Source organism: Gardnerella sp. DNF00038 (assembly GCF_049262855.1).
In the GTDB taxonomy this organism is placed as follows: Bacteria; Actinomycetota; Actinomycetes; order Actinomycetales; family Bifidobacteriaceae; genus Bifidobacterium; species Bifidobacterium vaginale.
Window position 1 is genome coordinate 411,284 of record NZ_CP058407.1, and the last position, 26,596, is coordinate 437,879.

Annotated in this window: 23 protein-coding genes; 21 read left to right on the forward strand and 2 right to left on the reverse strand. The window is 40.9% G+C overall.

Annotation, left to right across the window (positions count from 1 at the left end; translation table 11 throughout):
• Positions 1–177: 177 nt before the first annotated feature.
• Both HXT19_RS01555 and HXT19_RS01560 read left to right on the forward strand, forming a co-directional pair.
• Positions 178–585: an FKBP-type peptidyl-prolyl cis-trans isomerase gene (locus tag HXT19_RS01555; protein ID WP_004112263.1), complete on the forward strand. Its 408-nt coding sequence runs from the start codon at positions 178–180 to the stop codon at positions 583–585.
• A gap of 66 nt (positions 586–651) precedes the next feature.
• Positions 652–1,131 (forward strand): GreA/GreB family elongation factor, encoded by a 480-nt coding sequence (locus tag HXT19_RS01560; protein ID WP_004112265.1) that lies wholly within the window; start codon positions 652–654, stop codon positions 1,129–1,131.
• Between the two features lie 164 nt (positions 1,132–1,295).
• Here the strand turns inward: HXT19_RS01560 and lexA are convergent, their stop codons facing one another.
• A complete protein-coding gene (gene lexA / locus HXT19_RS01565; protein ID WP_101887887.1) occupies positions 1,296–2,015 on the reverse strand; it encodes a transcriptional repressor LexA in 720 nt (239 codons plus the stop codon).
• Between the two features lie 171 nt (positions 2,016–2,186).
• Here lexA and HXT19_RS01570 point away from each other — a divergent pair, with 171 nt between their 5' ends.
• From HXT19_RS01570 to nrdR, 3 genes are read left to right on the forward strand one after another with little or no spacing between them, the layout of a single operon-like run.
• Positions 2,187–2,555 carry a LysM peptidoglycan-binding domain-containing protein gene (locus HXT19_RS01570; RefSeq protein ID WP_019261457.1) on the forward strand — a complete coding sequence of 123 codons (369 nt, stop codon included), beginning with the start codon at positions 2,187–2,189 and terminating at the stop codon, positions 2,553–2,555.
• A 45-nt stretch (positions 2,556–2,600) separates the two neighbouring features.
• Positions 2,601–2,792 carry a hypothetical protein gene (locus tag HXT19_RS01575; RefSeq protein WP_004122321.1) on the forward strand — a complete coding sequence of 64 codons (192 nt, stop codon included), beginning with the start codon at positions 2,601–2,603 and terminating at the stop codon, positions 2,790–2,792.
• 53 nt (positions 2,793–2,845) lie between these two features.
• The gene (gene nrdR, locus HXT19_RS01580; protein WP_004116911.1) at positions 2,846–3,295 is read left to right on the forward strand and encodes a transcriptional regulator NrdR; all 450 of its coding nucleotides are present in this window, start codon (positions 2,846–2,848) and stop codon (positions 3,293–3,295) included.
• Positions 3,296–3,369: 74 nt separating this feature from the next.
• Here nrdR and HXT19_RS01585 read toward each other — a convergent pair whose 3' ends face one another.
• Positions 3,370–5,646 (reverse strand): HelD family protein, encoded by a 2,277-nt coding sequence (locus tag HXT19_RS01585; protein ID WP_101887886.1) that lies wholly within the window; start codon positions 5,644–5,646, stop codon positions 3,370–3,372.
• Positions 5,647–5,875: 229 nt separating this feature from the next.
• Between HXT19_RS01585 and mraZ the strand changes: the two genes are divergently transcribed.
• The 16 genes from mraZ (at position 5,876) to tuf (ending at position 26,352) form a co-directional block, all read left to right on the forward strand.
• Complete coding sequence (gene mraZ / locus HXT19_RS01590) at positions 5,876–6,649, forward strand: division/cell wall cluster transcriptional repressor MraZ (protein ID WP_101887885.1); 774 nt, start codon at positions 5,876–5,878, stop codon at positions 6,647–6,649.
• 11 nt (positions 6,650–6,660) lie between these two features.
• Positions 6,661–7,722 carry a 16S rRNA (cytosine(1402)-N(4))-methyltransferase RsmH gene (gene rsmH / locus HXT19_RS01595; RefSeq protein WP_004112279.1) on the forward strand — a complete coding sequence of 354 codons (1,062 nt, stop codon included), beginning with the start codon at positions 6,661–6,663 and terminating at the stop codon, positions 7,720–7,722.
• Positions 7,722–8,354, forward strand: coding sequence for a hypothetical protein (locus HXT19_RS01600; RefSeq protein WP_004112281.1), 633 nt, complete (start codon positions 7,722–7,724; stop codon positions 8,352–8,354). The genes rsmH and HXT19_RS01600 overlap by 1 nt, the downstream gene beginning before the upstream one ends.
• Complete coding sequence (locus HXT19_RS01605) at positions 8,354–10,447, forward strand: peptidoglycan D,D-transpeptidase FtsI family protein (protein ID WP_004112286.1); 2,094 nt, start codon at positions 8,354–8,356, stop codon at positions 10,445–10,447. Before HXT19_RS01600 ends, HXT19_RS01605 begins: the two co-directional genes overlap by 1 nt.
• A 28-nt stretch (positions 10,448–10,475) precedes the next feature.
• Positions 10,476–11,720: a hypothetical protein gene (locus HXT19_RS01610; protein ID WP_004112287.1), complete on the forward strand. Its 1,245-nt coding sequence runs from the start codon at positions 10,476–10,478 to the stop codon at positions 11,718–11,720.
• A gap of 93 nt (positions 11,721–11,813) precedes the next feature.
• Positions 11,814–13,544, forward strand: a complete 1,731-nt coding sequence (locus HXT19_RS01615) for a UDP-N-acetylmuramoyl-tripeptide--D-alanyl-D-alanine ligase (protein WP_180947144.1) — start codon at positions 11,814–11,816, stop codon at positions 13,542–13,544.
• The gene (gene mraY / locus HXT19_RS01620; protein WP_004112289.1) at positions 13,541–14,644 is read left to right on the forward strand and encodes a phospho-N-acetylmuramoyl-pentapeptide-transferase; all 1,104 of its coding nucleotides are present in this window, start codon (positions 13,541–13,543) and stop codon (positions 14,642–14,644) included. The genes HXT19_RS01615 and mraY overlap by 4 nt, the downstream gene beginning before the upstream one ends.
• A gap of 77 nt (positions 14,645–14,721) precedes the next feature.
• Complete coding sequence (gene murD / locus HXT19_RS01625) at positions 14,722–16,299, forward strand: UDP-N-acetylmuramoyl-L-alanine--D-glutamate ligase (RefSeq protein WP_101887883.1); 1,578 nt, start codon at positions 14,722–14,724, stop codon at positions 16,297–16,299.
• Positions 16,286–17,614, forward strand: a complete 1,329-nt coding sequence (locus HXT19_RS01630; protein WP_009994541.1) for an FtsW/RodA/SpoVE family cell cycle protein — start codon at positions 16,286–16,288, stop codon at positions 17,612–17,614. Before murD ends, HXT19_RS01630 begins: the two co-directional genes overlap by 14 nt.
• Before the next feature lie 132 nt (positions 17,615–17,746).
• Entirely contained in the window at positions 17,747–18,973 is a 1,227-nt protein-coding gene (locus tag HXT19_RS01635; protein WP_101887882.1) for a UDP-N-acetylglucosamine--N-acetylmuramyl-(pentapeptide) pyrophosphoryl-undecaprenol N-acetylglucosamine transferase, read from the forward strand.
• Between the two features lie 2 nt (positions 18,974–18,975).
• Entirely contained in the window at positions 18,976–20,487 is a 1,512-nt protein-coding gene (gene murC / locus HXT19_RS01640) for a UDP-N-acetylmuramate--L-alanine ligase (RefSeq protein ID WP_004112295.1), read from the forward strand.
• A gap of 64 nt (positions 20,488–20,551) precedes the next feature.
• Positions 20,552–21,685, forward strand: coding sequence for a cell division protein FtsQ/DivIB (locus HXT19_RS01645; RefSeq protein ID WP_415704998.1), 1,134 nt, complete (start codon positions 20,552–20,554; stop codon positions 21,683–21,685).
• A gap of 279 nt (positions 21,686–21,964) precedes the next feature.
• Entirely contained in the window at positions 21,965–22,336 is a 372-nt protein-coding gene (rpsL, locus tag HXT19_RS01650; protein WP_003813881.1) for a 30S ribosomal protein S12, read from the forward strand.
• Between the two features lie 3 nt (positions 22,337–22,339).
• Entirely contained in the window at positions 22,340–22,810 is a 471-nt protein-coding gene (gene rpsG, locus HXT19_RS01655; protein ID WP_004112309.1) for a 30S ribosomal protein S7, read from the forward strand.
• Between the two features lie 42 nt (positions 22,811–22,852).
• Positions 22,853–24,982 (forward strand): elongation factor G, encoded by a 2,130-nt coding sequence (gene fusA / locus HXT19_RS01660; RefSeq protein WP_004112311.1) that lies wholly within the window; start codon positions 22,853–22,855, stop codon positions 24,980–24,982.
• 170 nt (positions 24,983–25,152) lie between these two features.
• A complete protein-coding gene (gene tuf, locus HXT19_RS01665; RefSeq protein ID WP_004112314.1) occupies positions 25,153–26,352 on the forward strand; it encodes an elongation factor Tu in 1,200 nt (399 codons plus the stop codon).
• Positions 26,353–26,596 lie beyond the last annotated feature (244 nt).

Below are 26,596 nucleotides of genomic sequence, written 5' to 3' on the forward strand. Positions count from 1 at the left end.
GGTAGCGGTTGAGTGCTAATCTAAATCACGCTATAAGATTACAGAACTGTTATAATGTTCGAATATAATGTTCGAAGTTTTTGGATAATGCTATTAAACATTAGTTGATTTTTGCAAATGTTTTAAGCATTTACATATGGCTGTAAGGGATTGGAAAAGGTTATAAAGGAGGGCAATATGGCACAGGATATGCCAGAAGTAGTTGCGGAATTTGGTACTACGCCAACGGTGACGTTCCCAGCGTCTGAGCCGCCAGCGGGGCTTAAGGTTGTTGAGTTAGTAGAAGGTAATGGTCCTTTAGTTCGCGCTGGAGATACTGTGACTGTTAATTATCATGGTGTTGTTTGGGGTGCGGATAAGCCGTTTGATTCTAGCTTTGATCGTCATAGGCCAGCAAGTTTTGGCATTGGTGTTGGTCAGGTGATTCAGGGGTGGGATCGTACTGTTCCAGGTCATAATGTTGGCTCTAGGCTTCTTGTTTCTATTCCGCCTGAGTATGGTTATGGTTCTCGTGGAGTTCCTCAGGCTGGAATTGGTGGTTCAGACACTCTTGTGTTTGTGATCGATATTATTTCTACGCGATGAATATTGCGTGTGATTGATTTTTAATTTGCTGTTTTATTCTTTGTTCTTTATTAAGGAGATTACAAAATGGCTGAAGAAAAAACGATTTTGTTGACTAAGGAAGCTTACGATAAGCTCAAGGAAGAATTGGCTCATCGCGAAGGCGAGTATCGTGATGAAATTACTGAACGTATTGCTGCTGCGCGAGCTGAGGGCGATTTGTCTGAAAATGGCGGTTATCAGGCTGCGCGTGAGGAGCAGGGCAAGAATGAGGGTCGTATTAATGAGCTTATTGTTAAGCTTCGTAATGCTAAGATTCTCGAAGCTCCAGAAGCTGGCAGTGTTGGAAATGGCTCTCTTGTAACTTTGGAGCTTGCTGGCCGAGAAATGACTTATGTACTTGGCTCTCGCGATATTGCTGTTGCTACAGATTACGATGTTATTAGTCCAGAATCTCCAATTGGTGCTGCAATAATGGGCGCTAAAGCAGGTGATACTGTTAGCTATTCTGCTCCAAATGGTCGTGAGATTTCTGTAACTATCAAGGATTCTCATCCTCTCGCATAATAAATTTTATGTGACAGGAAAGTTATTTCTTTAATCGCTGTGATTTTAAAGCTCTTATAGCTGCTAATCACAGCGATTTTTTTTATTGTTTGTTTTACATATTGAGAGAGTATTTGTAATGTTTTGCGTTTGCTAGAAATTTAGTTCTAGTTCTGCTTAAAACATTAAATTTTTCTTAAGATAGTAACAACTTTACCCATTATTTTTGCGTGTGATCCATCAATAGGTGAATACGCTGGATTGTGTGGCATAAGCCAGACGTGACCATTGTCTTTTCTAAACGTTTTTACAGTAGCTTCATTATCTAGCAGTGCGGCAACTATATCTCCATTTGTTGCTTCATTTTGTTCTCGTACAACAACGTAATCTCCATCGCAGATTGCTGCATCGATCATTGAATCCCCATGCACTTCTAGCATAAATAGATTTCCGCTTCCAGTAAGTCTTTCTGGCAATCTCATAACATCTTCAACGTGTTGCTCTGCTGTTATAGGTGTTCCAGCTGCAATTCTCCCAACAAGTGGTACGTCGTGTGAGTGAATCAATGAGTCGTTGTTGTATATGCTCACGTCTACTGCTGATTTTGTAATCAGTGTATGAGCTTTCTTCTTATTTTTCTTTAAGAAATCTCCAATAACCTCAATGGCACGCCCTTTATTGGCGCTTATTCTTATTAGTCCTTTCATTTCTAAGGCTCGCAATTGATGTTTTACGGAAGAAGGACTTCTTAAGCCTACAGCTTCGCCTATTTCTCTAAATGATGGAGGAAATCCGTGTTCTTCAAGGCAATTTTGTATGGCATCCATGATTTTGCGCTGACGATCTGTTAGCGGTTCTGTGTTGTGCGCCGCGGAATCACTAATCTCGTTTGTGTTGATATTCATGGGGTCTCCTTTCGATGATTTTATTCTATGACAAACTCGCAAAAAAATCAAACATATGTTCGACACGCCGTTGCATCTTTAGAACAGATGTGTCAAGATTTATACACCTGTTCGATAGAACAAATGTTCATACGGATTTATATTGATTTAAATTTGTGAGAAAGGGTAATTATGTATAAGAGATCAAAAGCAACTGGTGCTTTATATAGTCAGTTTGCGAACAACGGTACTTGCGTAGATAAAACTTGTTTAAAGCGAAATAAGTATAGTAAATCTTTTATTAGATTTATTGTTTTTATTGCTTTAGTGTGTTTTGCATGGATTATTTTTATTCCAAAGCCAGCAGTTTCTGCAGTGTCAAAATCTTTTGTAACATACACTGTTCGTCCTGGAGATACTTTATGGAGTTATGCAAAAACTATAACAAACAAAGACGGTAATATTTCTGATTCTGTAGATTATCTCATGCAAATTAATAATTTAGATTCAGCAGATTTAGAAGTAGGTCAGTCTATAAAAGTGCCGTTTATAGACGATTAATCAATGTAGATAATTTTATTCGATAGTTAAAATATGGAGGTTTATATGGATTGGACTTGCGAATGTGACTCGTATGATGAAGATTATAACAATGTTGTATTTATGGCTTCGTCGATCTATGAAACAAGGGTACGAGTAGTTGCAGATATGGTTTTATATCCATCAATTCAGGTATTTATTGGTAAAATTTATCAAGAATATGGACAAAAATATGAAAAAATCGATTTATTTATATAACAAATATTAAAGCATATATAACATATTTTAATAATTTTTAGTATGCTAGATGTATGCATTGTCCTTTTTGTAAGAATTCCGATACTAAGGTTATCGATACGCGAATTAGTGAAGATGGATATTCGATTCGTCGCAGACGTGAATGTCAGATGTGTGGCAACCGCTTTACGACAGTTGAAACTACTCAACTGCTTGTTATGAAACGATCTGGTTCAATTGAGCCATTCGACCGAGCAAAGGTGGTTGCTGGTGTAGGAAAAGCTTGCCAGGGTAGGCCTATAGACTCTGAAGCTTTAAAGACGTTGGGAATGGAAGTTGAAGCTGATTTGCGTGCTCGCGGATTAGCGCAGGTTACATCTGAAGAAGTTGGAAAAGCAATATTGAAACCATTGCGAGAACTGGATGAGGTAGCTTATCTTCGTTTTGCTAGTGTATATCAGAACTTCGCTGGCTTGAAGGATTTTGAACAAGCCATTGAGGATCTTAAAAAGAGTAAGCAATAACCCTTCTTGTTTGACCCATATATTTCAATAGGTCAAACAATGTACTAGGTTATTCGGGTTTAGTGTTTTCGTGTTTATTTTGAAAAATCAGCATCATCTTGTGTGCGCAAGATGACTAATCGCTGTGTTGGTCTTGTCATAGCAACGTACAGATTTGCTGCTGCTGTAAGCATAGATGCTGCCTCTTGTTCTATTTTAGAAGGTTGCATCAGAATTACGGCATCGTATTCTAATCCTTTAACGTCTTCAGGCGTGCAAACGCTAATCTGACTATCGTCTGAATTCTGTTGAAGTATACGATTGTATTCTTTATCGGAAAGATTTTTACGAAGAGTATCTTTAACGATTTTATCAGTATGGTCTAATAGTTCATTAGGAACTATTATCGCTACGCGACCACTTCCATCTTCTGATACGAATTCTTTAAACAAATCAATGCAATATTTTGAAAGTGTTCTATCTAGTTCATCTTGATGCTTAAGTGTATGGGTAACAAGAGAATCAGGAACAGATCGTACAGCATTAACTGTGGAAATGTACAATCCAGAGTTGTTTGCCACTTTTCCTGCAGCATCTGAAACTTCTTTAGGGTTACGATAATTAATGGTCAACTCGTAAAGATCCCAGTTTGCATCTCCAAACAGTGAGCTCATATTCTTTTGCCAATGATGCGTTCCACCTAAAGCAGATGTTTGAGCAACATCACCAACGATTGTAAATGATCTAGAAGGGCAGCGACGGATTAGCATTCGCCAATCCATTGCTGTAAGCTCTTGAGCTTCATCTACGACCACATGACCATAAGTCCACTCTCTATCTGACGCAGCAAGATTGGCTACCATGCTTGTATCGTCACCTTGAATGTTCTCTATGAGCATATCTGCGGTAACGATTCCATTTCCAATGCCATTTTGAGCAAGTGTTTCAGAAGCGTATTGCTGCTCTTCGAGCTTTTTGCGAGCATTTGCAGCATTTTGTGCCTCAACTTTTGGATCTGCACCTAGAAGCTCCATAGCCTCATCAAGAAGCGGTATATCAGAGCGAGTTAGAGGACTACCTTTTGGTCTAGTTAATACACAAATATCGTCTTCACTTAACCAAGGAGCATATATGCGAAGTTGTTCAGGTTTAGAAAACAGCTGGTCAATAAGCCACGTGGCAGTCATAGGGAGCCAAGCAAGATTCAGAGTAATCTTAAGTTTCTCTTCCATACGAAGCTGCGATGTAATATCGGATATTTCAGACTGCGAAGGAGTATAATCTAACTGTTCCAGGTATCTATTTCTAAGTGAACTTATAACTGACTTTACGAAAGTTTTGCGAGCCTGATTATGAGGTTGGTGTGTTCGTTGAGCATCTGATTGTGCAAGCTCAATATCCTCTTTTTTGAGTTGTACAGCAAACCCGTTTATGCGTAGCGTTGGTAAATCTTTAGGAACACGTATTCTTGCACAAACAGCGTTCTGAATAACGTTTTTCATGCGATACATTCCCTTAAGCTTTGCCGCATGTGGAGTATCTTCTGCAACAGCATGAACATTTGGGATCAAATCAGAAATTGTTCTACTTACAACACCAGTTTCACCCAAAGAAGGCAAAACTTGATCTATATATCTTAAGAATGCCGAGCTTGGTCCTACAATCAGAACGCCTGATTTTTCAAGTTTTCTACGATGTGTATAAAGAAGATATGCTGCCCTGTGCAATGCTACGGCGGTTTTGCCAGTACCAGGTCCACCTTGTACAACAATAGTATGGTCAAGAGGAGCGCGAATAATGCGGTCTTGTTCAGCTTGAATAGTTGCAACAATATCCGTCATTTTTCCAGTTCTACGAGAACCTAGTGAAGCTAGTAAAGCACCTTCGCCTGTTAGAGTTCCCTGCTTAGAAGCCTTGTTTACCTCGTCTGCATGAATATCAAGAATCTCGTCTTCAACTCCAACAACTTCGCGGAATTTAAGAGTTATATGCCTACGCATAACGATGTTTCCATGGTGACGTGGCGTCGCCTCATAGAATGGTCGCGCAGCTTCTGCTCGCCAATCTGTAAGAATAGGATCGTGATTTTCACTGAGTAGACCAATCCTACCTATGTAGTGTCTTGTTCCTTCGCGATCGTCCAGTCTTCCAAACACAAGCCTGTCTTCTACGGCTCTAAGTTGAGTTAACCGATCCTCATACATTGTTGCAAATGAATCACGTTCGGTGCGCTGAGTAGGCGACCCGTGTGATCCTGCAGCTCGTACAGCGTCAAGTCTTGTACGAACCGTAGAGCGCAAGTCATCTAAGCGTCCGTAAGCGCAATCAACTGCTTGTTGTTCTTCGCTAAGTTGTGAGGAGTACGTAGACATTTGTGTCCGTTCTTCTTAAATGTTGAGCTAAAAACTAGGCGTTTAAGTATATCTCGAGGCTTATACACGGTATTTTCTAAGAAAGTTTTTGCGACGAATGCATAAAGTGGCACTTTTATGAAAAAAAATATTATTTTTTTATAAAAAGTGGGGATTTTTGGTGAGGAATGGGGTAAAATGGTGAACGATGTGCAAGTGGCATATTGCATGTTGAAAAGGAGGTGGAGTTATGGCTCGTAATAATGCGGATGATAATGCGCAGAATAAAGCCAATTCCTCCTTTATGCATGCTCAAAATCTCTCTGACAGTGATTCTCAAAATATTGCTCAAGCTAATGCTCAGGAAATGCATATGCCAATGCAAAATCCTCAAGCGTACGCTCAGCCTTATTATGTGATGCCACAGATGTATCAGCCACAGCAGATTCCGCCAATGCAGCAGATTCCTTTTGCGCAATCCATTAGCCAGGCTCCATATTCGGCTTTTAATTCCACTCCTTTACCGAATAATGAAGATTCTCGTGGTAATGGCATAAGCAATCAGAATCAGCAGCAGAATCAAACCCCAATTCTTCTTGGTACATATGCTCCAAAAATTGATGGAAAAGGTCGTGTAGCTTTACCAGCGAAATTTAGATCTCAATTAGGGAATGGTTTTGTTATGGCGCGCGGTCAGGAACGTTGCGTATACGTACTGCCAATGCAAGAGTTTCAACGTATTACAACGCAGATTCAGCGCACATCTATGAGCAATAAGTCTGCAAGAGACTATTTGCGAGTGTTTCTTTCTGGCGCTGTAGATCAAGAACCAGATAAGCAGGGACGCATAGTAGTTCCACCAATGTTAAGAGATTACGCAAATCTTGGAGACGAGATTGTTGTAATTGGTGTTGGCACTCGCGCAGAAATATGGAATAAGTCTGCTTGGAACAAATACCTTGCAGATCGTGAGCAAGATTATGCAGATATTGCAGATGATGTTCTTCCGGCGGTGATCCAATGAAAGGTGATCCGATGAAGGACTTATCTACAATACACGCACCAGTATTGCTCGACGATTGTGTAAATCTAGTATCTCCAGCGTTAAACCACAAGAATTCTGTTGTTGTGGATTGCACGCTGGGTCTTGCTGGTCATGCAACAGCTTTTCTTAAAGCTGCTCCTCTTGCAACGCTTGTAGGCATAGACAGAGATGGCGAAGCTCTTGAGCTGGCTACGAAAAGAATGCGTGAAGAAGGATTAGACGAACGTTTTATTCCAGTACATGCAGCATTTGATGAAGTTGACAAAGTTCTTGAAGATTTAGCAATCTACCATATTGATGCAGCATTTATGGATTTGGGACTTTCTAGCTTGCAAATAGACGAAGAAGATAGAGGATTCTCATATTCTCACAACACTGCATTAGATATGAGAATGGACACTACACAAAGCATAACAGCTGCGACTATTCTCGCGACTTATGATTCGCATAAGCTTGCGAATATTTTCCGAGAATATGGTCAAGAGCGTTTTTCTGGTCCAATAGCTCGCAAAATTGTTCAAGTTCGTGAAGAGACTCCGATTACCACATCTGGTCAGCTGGTTGAATTAGTTGATAACGTCATTCCTCGTTTTCATCGTGCTCCAGGAAACCCAGCTAAGAGAGTTTTCCAAGCTCTTCGCATTGAGGTTAATGGAGAATTAGACAAACTTGCTAGGACACTACCAAAGTTGGCTCTGCGTTTAAATCAAGGTGGCAGGATTGTTGTTGAATCTTATCATTCGCTAGAAGATATTGCGGTTAAAAGATTCATGAACAATGGCTTAGAAGTAGATGTTCCAGCGAATATGCCTATTGTTCCAGCAGATGCACAGCCTTTCTTTAAGGCGCTAACTAGAGGAGCTGTAAAAGCATCTAAGGAAGAAATAGCAAATAATACTAGGTCTTCGTCTGTTCGCTTGCGTGCAGTGGAACTGATTCGAGATATTCCAGAACGTTGGATTAAGGAATTTGAATCTATTTCTAGAGGTATTGAAGAATCATCTAATTCTTCGACTATACGATTTGCACATAAAAAAGGGGGTAGGTTCTAATGATTAAACCATTAAAAAACCGTGCTCCTGGATTGTCTACTGTTACTGCAACAGCAGCTCCTGCAGGTCGTGTAAAAGAAAAAGTTGTTGGAGATTCAAGGAAAAATCGTGTTCTAAAATCCCTTCCATTGGTATTTAGCGCATCAGACCGCAGATCTTACACAGTAATGAACCGCTTGCATAAGGTTATAGAGTGGAGCAATACTCGTAAAGCGCCTCTTTTTAATGTGATTATCGTTGTTTTGTTCTTAGTAATCACTCCTACAACATCTCTATTGTTGCGCACAAAAATGGCAGAAATATCTTTTGAACAGGCTGCTACACAATCGAGTATTTCTAGGCTTCGTCAAGATGTAGAAACAGCGCAAACAAAATTAGATACTTTAGAGGCGGATCTTCCAGCAAAAGCGCAAACGATGGGAATGGTTCCGCAGCAAGGTGCAATAACCGTTGATTTAAGCGATTATGCAAATAAAAAGAAAGCTGAAAAAGCAATGCTTGATGCTAAGAAAGCTCAAACACAGGCTAGTTCTAAGAATCAAAAGTCGCAGCCCAAACAGCAGGCGCATGATTCACAACAATCTAAACAACAATCTAAACAACAAAAACCAAAGGATAAGGAGAAACATTGATGAGCCGCCAAATCAAGCAACGTTTCGCCAAATATTCAGGCAAAGTTAATGGAGTTGTTAATTCTATTAAAGACAAAGTTAATAGAACAAGCAATTCCAGTGGATTTTCAAAAACCAGTAAGTCTCTAAAAGATGGTATTAGTCGCGTTTTTAGCTTACTGAAGCTGATTAAAAGAAAATCGCAATTTACAAGGTTTAAAAAGGCCAGCACATACAATGCGAATTCTTATGAGGCTTACGGATCCTATAATCGGTCTGCTGCTAATAAGACTGCTGCGATGAATAGCACAGTTTTTGCAAAGAAGTGCGTAATTGTTGCAATTATTTTTGCGTTTGTTGCAACATGTGCAATAGTAAAACTTAGTTTTATACAGCTTATTAATGCTCGTTCTACTGCTCAGGCGGCTCAAGCAGAACGTATTAGGACAAAACCAATTCTTGCTAGAAGAGGTCGTATTTTAGATACAAACGGTTCAGTTCTTGCTCAAAGTGTTGAAAGATACAATATAATTGCTGATCCTATGAATGCGCAGGCGTTTAAACCTACTCCTTGCACAAAACAAACTGCTGGTAATTGTCATTCGATTAATGGTAAGGATGTTGAAGGTACTGGTGCCGTGGCGGTGGCACGTCTTTTAGCTCCAATTCTTCATATGAGCTCTGTTGAAATCGGCGGAAAGATTTCTGGATTGGGTCGTTACGCAGTTATCAAGAGGAATGTGAAGCCTTCTGTTAAGCGTGCAATTGACAAACTCAACCTTTCTGGTTGTGTTTATGCAGAAAACAGTAGTGAACGAGTGTATTCAAGTGGTCCTATTTTGGGTGCCCTAATTGGTTCTGTCAAAGATGCCGAAGAAAGCTCTAGACCAGAGGCAAAGGGTAGAAGAGGCGAAATAGGTGAATCTGGATTAGAGCTTTCGCAAGATAAAGTTTTAACTGGTACAGATGGATATCAAAAGTATCAGGGAAACAATGTTGGAAATGAGAAAATTCCTGGCACTGTTAGCGAATATAAAGATGCTGTAAATGGTAATGACATAAAGTTAACCATTGACAGCGATGTAGATTGGTACGTTAAAAAAGTTCTTCTTGACGGAATGAAGCAGTACAAAGCTGGATGGGGAATTGCTGTTGTTCAGGATATTCGCACTGGTGAGATTCTTGCGTTAGAAGATACTGACGATATTAAAGCTGGTTCTTCAGCTGCTAGAGCATCTGTTTCTAAAGCGGTTAGCCAGATCTTTGAGCCAGGTTCTATAGGCAAAGTGTTTGCCATGGCTGGAATGGTTCAATCTGGTGCGCGTCAACTCAGCGACAAATTCTCAGTTCCAGGGACAATAGACAAACAAGGTCAGGTTTTCCATGATTCTCACAGTCATGGTATTGAACGTTTAACATTAGCTGGAATTTTAAAGGAATCTTCTAATGTTGGCATGATTTTAGCTGGCGAAAAATATCCTAATAACAAGCGTTATGAGTTTTTGTCTAAGTTTGGAATTGGGCAATATACTGGTTTAGGTTTACAAGGTGAATCTCCTGGTCTTCTTCCAAGCGTACAAGCATGGGATGGTCGTAAGCAAAACACTGTTTTGTTTGGTCAGGGTTATGCCACTAACGCTTTGCAAATTACTAATGCTATTGCGACTATTGCGAACAAGGGTGTAAGGCTCCAACAGTCAATAATCAAATCTGTAATAGATCCTCATGGACGTGTTTCAGAGCACAAGAGACCTCAGGCAACTCGCGTTTTGGATGAACATGTAGCATCGCAAATGTTGAATGCTATGGAAAGCACAGCGGAATCTTACAAGAACTTTATATCAATTAATGGATACCGTGTTGCTGCTAAGAGTGGTACTGCAGAAGTAGCGGGATTCGGTGGAGGATTAAGTTCTATCGTTGCAGATTGTGCTGGAGTCATTCCTGTGGATAATCCACGATTTGCTATTACAGTGGCATTAAGTAATCCTCAGGGAACTTTCGGCGTTGTTGCAGCAGCACCTCTTTTGAAAGCAATTGGAGAATTCTTGATGCAAAAGTATGATGTTCCAGTTTCTACTCCTCGTAGCAACCCTATTGCTGTAGAATGGTGATATACAACAAATAAGGGCGAGTGCGAGTATGAATGCTGTTGATGAATTTTCCAGAACCAGAGTGACGCTTGGTTTTGCTGCTGAACAGTATGGTTTTGAGGTAATTCCTTCCTTTGCATCTGGTGTGACTATTACATCATTAGCTTGTGATGTTAGAAGTGTTAAACCAGGTTGTCTTTTTGTTCCTTCATCTCGAGTAGATAAGAGACAATTAGAGGCTGCTAGAGATGCTGGAGCGTATGCTGCAATGGTTCCTCCAGAGTTTAGATCTGAAGCAATGAGTGTAGGCATTCCTCTGCTGGTATCTTCTAATAATCCAATAACTCTCGGTAAGCTAGCTTGTGATGTTAATTGCGATCCGTCATCTTTTATAGCAACTTTTGCAGTTGCAGGAGATAGTGATGATGAGATTTACGCAAATGTTATACGTTTGGCTGATTTTCTTCATATGCTCGGCAATCCAGTTGGTATTATTAGTGCAGCTGGGTCTAGCTCTCTTCAAAGAGAGTTAGATTTAGAGTATCCTATGGGAATAATTGATATACAGCATAACTTGTCTGTGTGTGTAGAAGATGGCGCTGCAGCTGTTGTAATAGCATTAAATTCTGCAACTCTTAGTAAAGATGCATTGCAGTCTGTTAACGTTGATGTCCTTGGAGTTGAAAGCAATAATGCTTTAGCAATGGCTGGAAGCCTTGACTTATATGCAAGCGACTCTTCTTATTCTGATCCTTACTCTAATACTTCAAAATTTGATAGTCATGCAAATCATGCAAGTCATGCAGATGATAATGCAGATAATCATTCATATAATAAAAAGAAGTATGATTCTGATACTACATTAAATCAGAATTCAAAATCGCAGCAAAAAGTCGAATCACTTAATTCCGATAGTGAATCTCATAGTGAATCCGATAGCGTATCTGATATTTCTTCTTATAGAACTTCTGCTAATAAATCTGATAAACATTACGAAAATAGTTTTATCAAAAATCAAAATGATGATTCCGCTATAGATGAAGAAAGTATGAAGTCCGCGCGACCAGTAATAAGTTTTTATACTCTTCAACAACGTTATGGGTTTGTAAGTCATGAAAGATCTTATTGCGTTATGCGTTCCCGTGAATCAGATGAGTTAGCTGCTTTAGCAGATCAGATTGGTGGCAAGGATGTTCACAAACATCTTTCTCTTTCAATAGCGATGGTTCTTGCAGCTGGAGTTAGAAGAGGAACTATTAAAAGCGCGTTACGAGTGTCTCATGAATTAAAGTAGTGTTAATTAAAGTAGTGTTCAGAAACGTGTTGATGATTAATAGATTTGTTGCAAAGCAAATGAAACCAATGTTGGGAAAATAACGAGGTTATGATGCAAAATAAGACTTTGGGCAATAATACAACGACCAATAATATGCGTATGATGCCTATGAGTGTTAGAGAAGTAGCTGCTGCGGTTAATGGCAGACTTTTTATAGGTGGTTGTTTAGTAAAAGAAAACCATAGTATTACTTCTGAGAAATTTTGCATAACAGATAATGATGTTGTTATTTCAGATAATGATGTTGTTATTTATGCAACAAGTGATTCTCGTAAAGTTGTGGATTCTTCCATATTTGTAGCAATACCAGGCGATCGTGTTGATGGTCATGATTTTGTTCAAAAAGCTGCAGAACTTGGTGCAAAAATTGCAATAGTGGAGCATTTTGTAAAGTTAGATGAGTCTAATAATAGTAAAATTGCTCAAATAGTTGTTGAAAATTCGGTTGAAGCTCTTGGACTTTTAGCAAAACACAATCTTGAGCGTCGCCGCGCGTTAAATACACCATTTAGTATTATCGGCATAACTGGTTCAGTAGGAAAAACCACTACAAAAGATATGCTCAAGGCTCTTCTTTCAACGCTCGGTAACACTGTTGCACCAATTGGATCTTTTAATAATGAAATTGGTTTGCCGTTAACATCTTTGCAAGTAAATGAAAACACGAGATTCCTTATTGCAGAAATGGGAGCAAATCATGTTGGCGAAATCGCAAAACTAACCACAATAGCTCCTCCTGATTTAGCTGTTGTATTGAAGGTGGGTGTTGCGCATTTAGGTGAGTTTGGTTCTGTAGAAAGAATTGCTCAGGCAAAAAGTGAGATTGTTAGAGGTCTTGTTGCACACGGAATAGCAATTTTAAATGCTGATGATTTTCGAGTATCTGCAATGCGTTCTTTAGCTGATCAAGATAAATTGCGTTGGTTTGGTAAAAACACCAATACGGAAGGTGATTTTGACGCATCTAACAATGGCAATTACCAATTGTCTGCAAGTGATATTTCATTAGATGAAATGGGTTGTGCAGAATTTGTTCTTAATGAGAAGAATGAGGATAAGTTTAAAAACTCAGTTAGAGTCCATCTTGCTATACAGGGACAGCATAATGTTATGAATGCAATGGCTGCTTCTAATGTGGCAAGATATTTTGGAATGAATCTTGAGAGTATTGCTAAAGTTTTGCATGAAGTTTCGCATATTAGTCCGCATAGAATGCAGCTTTCTAAAATTTCTAACAATAATAATGTTTTTACGCTTATTGACGATTCATTCAATGCAAACCCTGATTCCATGAAGGCTGGAATTGATGGATTGTGTTCTTATGAAAATCATGACTTACATGATTTAAACGTTAATACTGAAGAAGATCTAACAAGTAAAAAGAATAATATTTTTAGAATAGCAGTTCTTGGATCTATGTTAGAGCTTGGTTCTAATGAGAATAATATGCATGAATCAATAGGCGAATATGTTGCAAAGCATAATATTGATGCACTAATAGCTGTTGGTTCTAAATTTGATAAAAAATTAGATGAACTAGCTGGTTGCATTTATAAAGGTGCTAAAGATAATTGGCAGAATAAGAGCCTTGATGTTGAAAATGGCGTATATTTTGTTCATGATTGCACTGAGGCGGATAACGTTGTGTGGAATCTTGTGGCCGCGCATTCGAGTAGTGTTGTGTTATTGAAAGGGTCTCATGCTTCGGGCTTGAGCGTGTTAGCTGAACGCTGGTCTAAACTTAATGAGAGTCTTAGTGAACATACGGAGGTTAACCTGTGATTGCGCTTATCGTGGGAATCGTGGTATCGCTGATTGTTACTATTGTCGGTACGCCGCTTTTAATCCGCTTAGTACACCGTTTAAATTACGGTCAGTACATTCGTCAGGACGGTCCACAATCTCATTTAGTTAAACGTGGAACTCCTACAATGGGAGGTGTTGTTATAAACCTTGCTGTTGTAGTTGGTTGGGCTGCTTCTGCTCTTTACAGATACTTCTCTGTTGGACGTACTCCATCCTGGTCTGCGGTTCTTGTGCTTTTTGCAATGCTTTCTATGGGTTTTCTTGGGTTCATTGATGACTTTGCAAAAGTTCGTAAAAAACAGAATCTTGGTCTTTCGGTTCGTGCAAAGCTGATTGGTCAAATTATTTTTGCAAGCATTTACGCACTTTTGGCTCTAATGCTACCAACTCAGTCTGGTATTGCTAGTGCTCAGGCTGGTATGAGCTTTATTGAAAAACCATTTCTTGATTTTTCAATGTTTGGGCAAGTCGTAGGAATTGTGGTTTTTATTATTTGGGTTAACTTCTTGATGGCGGCTTGGTCTAATGCTGTAAATCTTACAGATGGTTTAGATGGTTTAGCTTCTGGCTCTTCAATGATTGCTTTTGCTGGTTACGCTATGATTGCGTTCTGGGAAAGTTACCACGTTAAAGGTGGCGGTCATTTTGGTTTCTCGTACGCAGTATCTGACCCTCTTGATTTGACTATTATTGCTGTTTGTGCAGCTGTTGCCTGCTTTGGATTCTTGTGGTACAACTCAAATCCTGCTCAGGTATTTATGGGAGATACGGGATCATTGGCATTAGGTGGTCTTTTTGCTGCTCTTTCTATAGCTACTCATACAGAGTTCTTAGCTGTTATTTTGGGCGGATTATTTGTTATAGAAGCATGTAGTGATGTAATTCAGGTTGGATGTTTTAAGCTTACGCATAAGCGAGTGTTTAAAATGGCTCCTATACACCATCATTTTGAGCTTGTTGGCTGGGCAGAAGGTAAAGTCGTTGTCCGTTTTTGGATGATTGAGCTTATGTTTGTACTGTCTGCATTGATGATGTTTTATGCGGATTGGGCTGGTCATTCTGGGTTACTGATTTAACGATTAGTTCTGACTTAACGATTAGCATTGACTTAGTAATTGAGTATCTACTTGGTAATTGGTGAGGGTTAAATAATATGAGCAGCGTTGCAGAAGATTGTTTGCTTAGGGAATTGTCGTTCCACAAGAAGTTCCCATTCAATAATGTTCTTGTGGCGGGTCTTGGTGTTTCTGGCATTGGTGCTGTAGAAGTGCTTAAATCCGTTGGTGCTACAGCGATTACTGCAGATGAGCGTAAGGAAGAGGCTCAGGTACACGATTTTTCCAAGATTGATTGGGATAATATAGATGCTGTAGTAACATCTCCTGTTTTTAATCCTCGTACACCTTTTATTCTAGAAGCGCAGAAGCGTAATATTCCAGTTATTAGTGAAGTGGAGCTTGCTTGGCTTGTTCGTGTAAACTCAGATAAAACCAATAATCCTGCACCTTGGGTTGGAATCACTGGTACGAATGGAAAAACTTCCACTACAGAGATGACTTCCGAAATGCTAACTGCTTGTGGTTTTGATGCTCCTGCAGTAGGAAATATTGGAAAATCGGTTTCTCACGCTGCTATGGAATCAGAACATGATGTTTTGTGTGTAGAATTAAGCTCTTTCCAGCTTCATTTTACTAATTCTATGAGATTAGATTGTGCAGCTATTACTAATATTGCTGCGGATCATTTAGATTGGCACGGTGGGATTGAAGCTTACGCAAAAGACAAGTCTAAAGTTTTTAATGGGGTTAAAAAGGCTCTTGTTTATAATGCTCAGGATTCTAGAGTAAGTGAACTTGCAGCTAACGCTCAAGTAGAAGATGGTTGTAAGAAAATTGGCTTTACACTTGAACCTCCAGAATCTGGAGAAATAGGTGTTGAAAATGGTTGGATTGTAGATAAGAGTGGTGTTGCTGGCGGAAAAGTTGGAGATCCAGTTAAATTAGTGGAGCTAAGGGATCTTAAGCATTTATGTGAACCAGACGGAAGCGTATATCCTCATCTTCTTGCAGATGCTTTGACTGCTTTAGCTCTTACATTAGGGTTGAATCCAGATGTTGAAAATGCTGTAAAAACTTTGTGTAACTTTGCTCCAGGAGGTCACAGGATTCAAACTGTTGCAACTTTAAATGCTGACGATAATCTTTCTGAACACTCGATTCGTTTTGTAGATGATTCAAAGGCTACTAACGCTCACGCTGCAGCAGCATCTATTTCTAGTTTTGGTAAAAAATCTGTAATTTGGATCGCTGGGGGGCTTGCAAAAGGCGGTTGTTTTGAAGATCTAGTTAAAGATAATAGAAGTATTATAAAGGCTGCTGTTGTGATTGGTGTAGATCAAAAACCGATTATAGAAGCTCTTAATGCTAATGGAAAAGATATTCCAGTAACTATTGTTTCTCCAGATGGAACAGGTTGTGAATCTTTTGATTATGCGGATGATTCTGTTCTTAAAAAAGTGGAAAACGATAAGACTATTAGCCCAGATCCTTCTCTAGGTCAAAAAGTTATTTCTACAGCAGTTGATGCTGCCGGACGCTATGCAAAACAAGGAGATGTTGTGTTGCTGGCTCCAGCGTGTGCATCAATGGATCAGTTTGTGTCTTATGCGGATCGCGGATCTAGTTTTGCTAAAGAATCTGAGCGATGGGTTAATAGTCATGAACGTGAATAGCAAAAAATCTAATCCTAACAATGCTAATAAAAAGCCTTTGCGATTGTTTTCTTCTAGTAAAAAACAGCGTTCTACTAAATCGTCAAGAGCGTATGAAACTTTTAATGAAAACAGTCATGCTTTTAAACAATACGTTGGTATTCGTAGCATATTTAATCCATTATGGTGTTTGTATGGTTTAAGAATATCTGTTGCAATGCTTTCTGTTTTCGGCTTATTTATGGTTTTTTCAAGTTCCTCAGTGACTATGATTACTTATGGAGCAGGTCCTTGGGGTTCTGGAATAAGTCAATTGATTTATTGCATTATTGGATTTATTGGTTATTTGATTGTTTCTCGTCTTCCAGTCGATTTCTATAAAAGTAAGATTATTGTTATTTACGCAATATCTGTTTTTATGCAATTTTTGACTTTTGTGCCAGGAATTAGACATGAGGTTAATGGTAATGCTAGCTGGATTAAAATAGGTCCTTTTACAATGCAGCCCGCAGAAATAACCAAGTTAGCTATATGTATTTGGCTTCCTATGGCTCTTGTACTGGCTAAAAAAGCTTATGAGCGTGTTCAAATGCGCGCATACATTCCGTCTGTAGTGGCTCTCGGAGTTTCATTGCTTCTTGTTGTTGCTGGTAAAGATCTTGGTACTGCGTTGATTATTCTTCTTATAGCCGTAGTCGCATTTTATATAGGAGGATTCCCTACAAAGTGGCTCGTTATCGCTCTTATATCTGCATCTGCAGCTGTTTTATTGTTGGTTGTTACTAGTCAAAATCGTATGAGGCGTATTCTTGCGACTATCCATGGTTGTGATGCTAAGTCTATAAAAGGCGTGTGCTTCCAAGCTATTCATGCGCAATATGCTATGGCTTCTGGTGGTCTTATGGGTGTTGGCATAGGTAATTCTCGAGAAAAATGGAATTATTTACCTTATGCTCATAATGATTTTATTTTTGCGATTATCGGCGAAGAAATGGGATTTTTTGTAGCGTCTTGTGTGATTCTTCTTTATATTGTTATTGGATGGTGTTTGTTAACTTCCGCATTGCAATCTCATAGTAAGTTTGTTTCGATATCTCTTATAAGTATTGCTACATGGATTGTAGGTCAGGGTTTAATAAACATATTGGTTGTGGTTCAAGTTCTTCCTGTTATGGGTGTTCCTATGCCGTTTATTTCTGCTGGTGGTTCGTCTTTAGTTATGTGCTTGTTGAGTATTGGTGTTGCGGACTGTTTTATTAGAAGTAACCCTTATATTAAGCCTAGTGTTAATAGCAGTATTAAGTCAGTTTCTAGTGAGGATGACAATAAACGTTAAAGTCTGGTTATTGTCTAATTGTTTAGTCTTAGATTAAAGTTTTAGATTAGGTTAGAAATTATTATAATTAGTGGTTTTAGATTGATTTAAATTTATTTTAGATTCACTCTAGCTCGAATGTAGGTGGTTTATATGGAAGATGTGAACTCTGATTCATCTGTCGATAATGTCGATGAAGATTATTTGCATGTTGTTTTAGCAGGGGGCGGAACAGCAGGTCATGTTAATCCTCTTCTTTCTGTAGCTAGCGCGTTAAAAGATTTAGATGAATCTGTAAAAATTAGTGTTATTGGAACTAATGTTGGATTAGAAAAGACTCTTGTTCCACAAGCTGGTTTACCGCTTGATGTTATTGAGAAAGTTCCTTTTCCTAGAAAACCTAATTTATACATGTTTAAGTTTCCTTTTAAATGGGTTCGTGAAAAGAATAAGGTTCGTGAAATACTGAAAAAAAGACGCGCTGATGTTGTTGTTGGTTTTGGTGGTTATGCTTCTGCTCCTGTTTATTCGCAAGCTCACAGCATGAGATTGCCTATTGTTATTCATGAGCAGAATGCTCGTGCTGGAATGGCAAATAAACTTGGTGCGCGTTGGGCTAACATGATTGGTTGTGTTTATGATGGCACTGGTTTATGCTCAAAATTAGGTTCGTGCACAAAAGCGTTACGAGTCGGTTTGCCTCTTAGAAAAGTGATATCTGATTTATGCGCACAAATTACACAAGATTCTGATTTAGCTAGGATAGAAGGTGCTAAAAAGCTTGGATTAGATCCAAGTAGACCTATTGTACTTGTTACAGGTGGGTCTTTAGGTGCTAAAAGTTTGAACGATTCTGTTTCTATTGCTGCTGGCGATTTGCTTAAGTGTGCTCAAATAGTTCATCTTACGGGTTCTGGAAAGTCTAAAGAAGTTAAAGATAATGTTGCGCGAGTGGCTGGTCTTAATCAAATAAACGACGTTAAGCCAGAGCATGCAGGTTTAGGTGATTATCATATTTGTGAATATTTGGAGAGGATCGACTGGGCTTTTGCTTGTGCAGACTTGGTGATTTGTAGGTCTGGCGCTGGTACTGTTGCAGAAATATCTGCTATTGGTCTTCCTGCAATTTACGTTCCGCTGCCGATTGGTAATGGTGAGCAGCGTTTTAACGCACAGCCTGTTGTGGATGCAGGAGGAGCGATTATGGTTAGCGATTCTGATTTTACTGTTGATTGGATTCGTGACAATGTGTTGAAATTGCTTGACAATACAAATCGTCTTGAACAAATGCGTGAAAAATCTTGGAAATATGGCATTCGTGATGCTGCGAGTGTAATGGCAAAATATATTCTTGATATTGCAAAAGAAAGCAGAAGATAATTATGGATATTAATATGAATCCTATGCGCTCAGCATTTGAAGCAGACCAGACTATATCTTCGTTAGGCTCTGTTCACTTTATTGGAATAGGCGGAGCTGGAATGAGCGTTTTGGCAGAAATGCTACACGAAGAAGGGGTGGAAGTAAGTGGATGTGATTGTCAAGAAAATGACCACACAAGACGCTTAGAAGAACTTGGAATAAATGTAAAAATAGGTCAAAGTGCAAGTCATATAAAAAATTCCGATATTCTTGTGTATTCTAGCGCGATTAAGCCGAGTAATCCTGAAATTATTGCTGCTTATCAAAATGGTGTGAAACTTGTACACAGAAGCGACATCTTATCCTTGCTTTTAAGTGCTAAAAGGGGAGTAACTGTTGCTGGAGCGCATGGCAAAACTACAACAAGCTCACTTTTAGCACATATTTTGCGAGTTTGTGGTAAAGGTGATCTAGCAGACCCGAGTTATGCGATTGGTGGATCTATTCAAGCACAAGATGGTGGTGAAATAGACGGAGGGCATGCTGGCAGCGGAATCGTTATGGTTGCAGAGGCGGATGAATCCGACGGCAGCTTTGAAAAATATAATCCGTATATTGCAATTGTTACAAATGTTGAAGCGGATCATTTGGATCATTATGGAAATGCGCAAAATTATCGCTCGGCTTTTGTTGAACATTTAAGCCATGCTCTTGGGCATATTGTGATTTGTGCAGATGATGATGGCGCTCGTGCCGTTTTAGATGCTTTAAGCGATGATTCTCTTAAAAAAACAATCGTTTACACAAGTAATAAAGATAATGTTTCTTTGCTGAATGATCGAGTGAAAAGTTTTGTAAAATTTGCCTTTATTGAGCATGAAAGTGAAAAAACGGGTAGCGGAAGTGAATCGTTTGTTATTGAATTTAATGGCGATTTTATAGACGTTAATCTTATAATTCCAGGATTGCATAATGCTAGGAACGCATGTGCTGCTATTATTGCTGCGATGCTTTTAGGCATGAGCCCTAAAGATGCGGCAGATGGTGCTTCTAGTTTCCGTGGGGCTTCTAGGCGATTCGATATTCGTGGGTGTGTTAATGGAGTAACGGTTGTAGACGATTACGCGCATCATCCTACGGAAATAGATGCTCTTTTGCGCGCTGCAAGAAGAAGATATCCGAATGCTAGTATTCGTGTTCTTTTCCAGCCGCATCTGTTTTCTAGAACTCGCTCTTTTGCGCATGAATTTGCATCTGCATTATCTCTTGCAGATGACGTGATCGTCACTGGAATTTTCCCAGCTAGAGAAAAACAGGAAGATTTCCCAGATATTCACGCGTCAACTATTGTTGATGTAGCTAGGAAAGATGATATTACGTCTAATATCGAGGCAGTGGAAGATATGCGTGAAGGTGCTCTAAAATTGGCTAGTCGAGCAAAAAATGGCGATGTTCTGTTTACTGTTGGAGCAGGAAGTATCACAGCTATGACATCTGTTATGCTTGAAGCATTGAGTTACAAAAGTTTGTGAGTTTATAAGAGTTTATAAAATTTTAAAGCAGATAAAAGTCGTAAGCTGATTTAAGAGGTAGTGTATGGGGCGTGTGATTTTTAGCAAGTCTGAAGGTCGTACTGTATCTAGTACGACTGGAAACGATGCGGAAAATCGTAACCTGATTTCTAAAAAATCATTGCGCAAAAAAGGTAGAACAGCAAAATCGAATTTAACTACGTCTGATAGTTCTATTGATTTTGTTACATCTTCCGTGCCTACAACTGCATCTAAATCTTCTGCGTCTTCTGTAACTGCAGAGTTTTCTGTATCGGGTGAATCTACAAAAAATAATGCTTCTAAAAACACTTTTGTAGATGCTAGGAGACTTTCTGTAGTTGATTTTGTAAAACAGACTTTGCGTTCAACTAATGGACCATTGGGTATTGTTTCTAGGCCTAAAGTTATAGATTTCAGTGCTAGAGAAAAAGAAAAAAAGTTCGCTAGTTTACGTACGATTCTGTTGAGATTTCTCTATAGTTTTCTGATAATTGCATCTATAATATTGCTATGTTGGGTTCTATTCTTTTCTCCTGTATTTAGACTTAAGTCTAAAAATATTAGTATTTTTGGCTCTAACGAATGGGTTAGTGAGCAAAAAATTTCGTCTATTGCATCTAATCAGGTAAATAAATCGCTGTTTTTAGTGTCATCTCAAGAAATAATTGAGCAACTTAATAACATACCTGGTGTTACAGAAGCTAAGGTTTCAAAAAAATTCCCTCAAGGATTGCAAATAACGGTTAGAGCGCAAAAGCCTGCTGCGATACTTAAATCTCACGGTAGTGAAAAATTAACAGCTGTTGACGTTAAAGGTAGAGTTCTTAATGCAGTTGAAAATGTTCCTACTACAGGAATTCCAGTTATTGAAGTTACAGACGTTCACAAGAGTTTGAGCAGTAAGGCTGTACGTGAGGCGTTGAAAATTGTAAGTTCTTTGTCTGAAGATTTTCGTTCACATGTAATGCGAGTAAGTGCCAGAACTCAGGATTCTGTTGAAACTGAGATTTCTTCCACTGTTTCTAACGTAGAAATTCATCGTGTAATTGTTTGGGGTGATTCTTCAGATTTAGATCTTAAAAAGGCGATTGTAGACGTGATTATCAATGATCCTAGCAAAATTGGAAACAGGCAACGTCTTGATGTTTCTGCTCCCGCAAGACCTATTTTAAAGTAGTTCGTTTAAGCGGATCTTATTTAAGCGTATTTTAATTGTCAAGCAAGGATGTATAATAGTAGTTCGTGTGTGCCAACGGTGCGCCTTATGTTATAGGTGTTCTCGTTGGGATATCCCAAGTGCCAAGGATAGCGCGCAGTAATGCGTGGCTGGAGGCACGAGGGCCATCGGGCCGGTGGACTGTGGCTTTTACTCTTTTAACCGATTCATGGTTTAAGGTGTGCTGCAGTGTGGCGGTTTTCACCAAATAGAAGATAACAATGAATCGGAGAACTTAAGTTGCCTACGATTGAACAACTCGTCCGTAAGGGACGTCAGGCCAAGCCTAAGAAGTCAAAGACTTTGGCCTTGAAAGGTAGCCCGTTGCGTCGTGGCGTGTGCACTCGTGTGTACACCACCACTCCTAAGAAGCCAAACTCTGCGCTTCGTAAGGTTGCTCGTGTGCGCCTCAGCTCGGGTATTGAAGTAACCGCCTATATTCCAGGCGAAGGTCATAACTTGCAGGAGCACTCCATTGTGCTCGTGCGCGGTGGCCGTGTGAAGGATCTCCCAGGTGTGCGTTACCACATCGTGCGTGGTGCTCTCGATACCCAGGGTGTTAAGGACCGCAAGCAGGGTCGTTCCCTGTATGGAGCAAAGAAGGCGAAGTAAAACATGTCACGTAAAGGACCTGCAAAAAAGCATCAGCTGCTTCCTGATCCAATCTACGGCTCGACCGTCGTGGCTCAGTTGATTAACAAAATTCTTCTCGATGGCAAGAAGTCCATCGCAGAAAACATCGTCTACACTGCTCTTGAGCAGGTGAAGGCAAAGACCGAGCAGGAGCCAGTTTCTGTTTTGAAGCGCGCTCTCGATAACATTCGTCCAAGCCTTGAGGTTCGTTCCCGCCGCGTCGGTGGTGCAACCTACCAGGTGCCAGTCGAAGTTAAGCCTGCTCGTGCAAACACTTTGTCCTTGCGCTGGCTTACAGACTTCTCCCGCCTTCGTCGTGAGAAGACTATGGCTGAGCGTTTGGCTAACGAAATTCTCGATGCCTCCAATGGCTTGGGTGCTTCTGTAAAGCGCCGCGAGGATACCCACAAGATGGCAGAAGCAAACAAGGCTTTTGCTCACTATCGCTGGTAATCCACAAGATAATCGGTATCTTAAAGAGCTAAGGATAATAATATGGCACAAGATGTGCTTAACGACCTGAATATGGTTCGTAACATCGGCATCATGGCGCACATCGATGCTGGTAAGACTACTACCACCGAGCGTATTCTTTACTACACTGGTAAGAATTACAAGATCGGTGAAACTCACGATGGCGCATCCACCATGGACTTCATGGCACAGGAGCAGGAACGCGGTATTACTATTCAGTCTGCTGCAACCACTTGCTTCTGGCAGCGTCAGACTCATGACACTGACGATCGCTACCAGATCAACATCATCGATACACCAGGACACGTTGACTTTACCGCAGAGGTTGAGCGTTCTTTGCGTGTTCTCGACGGTGCTGTTGCAGTGTTTGATGGTAAGGAAGGCGTGGAGCCTCAGTCTGAAACCGTTTGGCGTCAGGCTGATAAGTATAGTGTTCCACGTATTTGCTTCATCAACAAGATGGATAAGCTTGGCGCAGATTTCTACTATTCTGTTAAGACCATTAAGGAAAAGCTTGGTGCTAAGCCTCTCGTTATTCAGCTTCCAATCGGTGCTGAAAACGACTTCCTTGGTGTTGTTGACTTGATTCGTATGAAGGCTTACGTCTGGAATGACGTTAAGGACGATATGGGTGCCCACTACGACACCGTTGACATTCCTGCAGACCTGCAGGAGCGTGCAGAAGAATATCGTGCCGAGCTTATGGATCAGGTTGCAGAAGCTGACGAAGAGTTGCTTGAGAAGTACCTCGAATCTGGAGAGCTTTCTGAAGAAGAAATGCGCGCGGGTATTCGCAAGCTTACTATTGCTCGCGAAGCCTTCCCAGTAACTTGCGGTTCTGCATTCAAGGATAAGGGCGTTCAGCCAATGCTGGATGCTGTTGTTGACTTCCTTCCAAGCCCAGAAGATGTTCCATCTATTAAGGGCTTTGATCCAAGCGACGAATCTGTTGAAATTGATCGTAAGCCAGTAAACACCGATCCATTTGCAGCTTTGGTGTTCAAGATTTCAACCCATCCATTCTATGGAAAGCTTGTGTTCGTGCGCGTGTATTCTGGTGAAGTTAAGCCAGGCGATTCTGTGTACGATTCCACCAAGTCCAAGAAGGAACGTGTTGGTAAGATCTTCCAGATGCACGCAGATAAGGAAAATCCTGTAGATTCTGCAGAAGCTGGAAACATTTACACCTTTGTCGGTTTGAAGAATGTCAGCACTGGTGATACTTTGTGCGACGAAAAGAACCCAATTTCTTTGGAATCCATGACCTTCCCAGATCCTGTTATCGAGGTTGCTGTGGAGCCAAAGACGAAGGCAGATCAGGAAAAGATGAGCTTGGCTTTGGCTAAGCTTTCTGATGAGGATCCTACCTTCCAGGTTAAGACCGATGAAGAGTCTGGTCAGACTTTGATTTCTGGTATGGGCGAGCTTCAGCTCGACATTATTGTGGATCGTATGCGCCGCGAGTTCAAGGTCGAAGCGAATGTTGGTAAGCCACAGGTTGCTTATCGTGAAACCATTCGTAAGGCTGTTATGAACCAGGAATACACCCACAAGAAGCAGACTGGTGGTTCTGGTCAGTTCGCAAAGGTTTTGATGAACTTCGAGCCAATCGATCCAGAATCTGGCGAAGTCTATCAGTTCGTTAACGAGGTCACTGGCGGCCACATTACTAAGGAATTCATTCCTTCCATCGACGCAGGTGTGCAGGAAGCTATGGAATCTGGCGTTTTGGCAGGCTTCCCAGTGGTTGGCGTTAAAGCAACCGTTACCGACGGTCAGACTCACGACGTTGATTCTTCGGAAATGGCCTTCAAGATTGCAGGTTCCATGTGCTTCAAGGAAGCTGCTCCTAAGGCTCACCCAGTAATCCTCGAGCCAATTATGGCAGTGGAAGTTCGTACTCCAGAAGAGTACATGGGTGACGTTATGGGCGATTTGAACTCCCGTCGTGGAAACATTCAGTCTATGACCGACGCTACTGGCGTTAAGGTTATTGACGCTAAGGTTCCACTGAGCGAGATGTTCGGCTACATTGGTGATCTTCGTTCCAAGACTCAGGGACGTGCAATGTTCACCATGCAGATGGACTCTTACGCGGAAGTTCCAAAGGCTGTTTCGGACGAGATTATTAAAGCCCAGCGCGGCGAGTAAAAGCGCACGCTACTTCGGTGTTTTGTGTCCCTAGTCAACGCTAGAATTTCGTACGTTGACTGGGTTCTGGCACCGAAGTGGCACCTAACCCAGAAACCCAGTAAATATGTAGCGAGAGGCTTCACATAAGGTTGTGAAGCAAACTACGAGACGTCCAGGAGGACAAACACATGGCAAAGGAAAAGTACGAGCGTACTAAGCCGCATGTTAACATTGGTACCATCGGTCACGTTGATCACGGTAAGACTACCTTGACCGCGGCTATTTCTAAGGTGCTGCATGGCGAGTATCCAGATCTGAACCCTCAGTATGACTTCGATCAGATCGACGCCGCTCCAGAAGAGAAGGAGCGCGGCATTACCATTAACATCGCCCACATCGAGTATCAGACGGCTGCACGCCACTATGCTCACGTGGACGCCCCAGGCCACGCTGATTACGTTAAGAACATGATCACTGGTGCCGCTCAGATGGATGGCGCAATCCTCGTGGTTGCTGCTACCGACGGTCCAATGGCTCAGACCCGTGAACACGTCTTGCTTGCTAAGCAGGTCGGCGTTCCAAAAATTCTTGTTGCTTTGAACAAGTGCGATATGGTTGACGACGAAGAGCTTATCGATCTCGTTGAAGAAGAGGTCCGTGACCTCCTCGAAGAAAACGGCTTCGATCGCGATTGCCCAGTCATCCGTACTTCCGCTTACGGCGCTTTGCATGATGACGCTCCAGACCACGACAAGTGGGTAGAGACCGTCAAGGAACTCATGAAGGCTGTTGACGAGTACATCCCAACCCCAACTCACGATCTTGACAAGCCATTCTTGATGCCAATCGAAGATGTGTTCACCATCTCCGGTCGTGGTACCGTTGTCACCGGTCGTGTTGAGCGTGGTAAGCTCCCAATCAACACCCCAGTTGAGATCGTTGGTTTGCGCGATACCCAGACCACCACCGTCACCTCTATCGAGACCTTCCACAAGCAGATGGATGAGGCAGAGGCTGGCGATAACACTGGTCTTCTTCTCCGCGGTATCAACCGTACCGACGTTGAGCGTGGTCAGGTTGTGGCTGCTCCAGGTTCTGTGACTCCACACACCAAGTTCGAAGGCGAAGTTTACGTCTTGACCAAGGACGAAGGTGGCCGTCACTCGCCATTCTTCTCCAACTACCGTCCACAGTTCTACTTCCGTACCACCGATGTTACTGGCGTTATCACCTTGCCAGACGGCATCGAAATGGTTCAGCCAGGCGATCACGCAACCTTCACTGTTGAGTTGATCCAGGCTATCGCAATGGAAGAGGGCTTGACCTTCGCAGTTCGTGAAGGTGGCCGTACCGTTGGTTCTGGTCGTGTGACCAAGATTCTTGCCTAGTATTTTTTCTAACTGAAGATATTAGTTAAGTCTTAGAAAAGACCCCATGAGGAAAATCGTGGGGTCTTTTTGTATTTTCTGTTGAAGAATTACACATAGATCGTTTTGTGTTGTTTGGTGTGTTGTTTGGCGTTGTTTAGCGTGTTTTGAATTTTTACTTTTTTATAGTTATCACAAAAATTATCACAACATTGTTTTTTTTTTAAATGTTATTGTGTAAATGGCGAAAGTGTGTCTGAGAGTC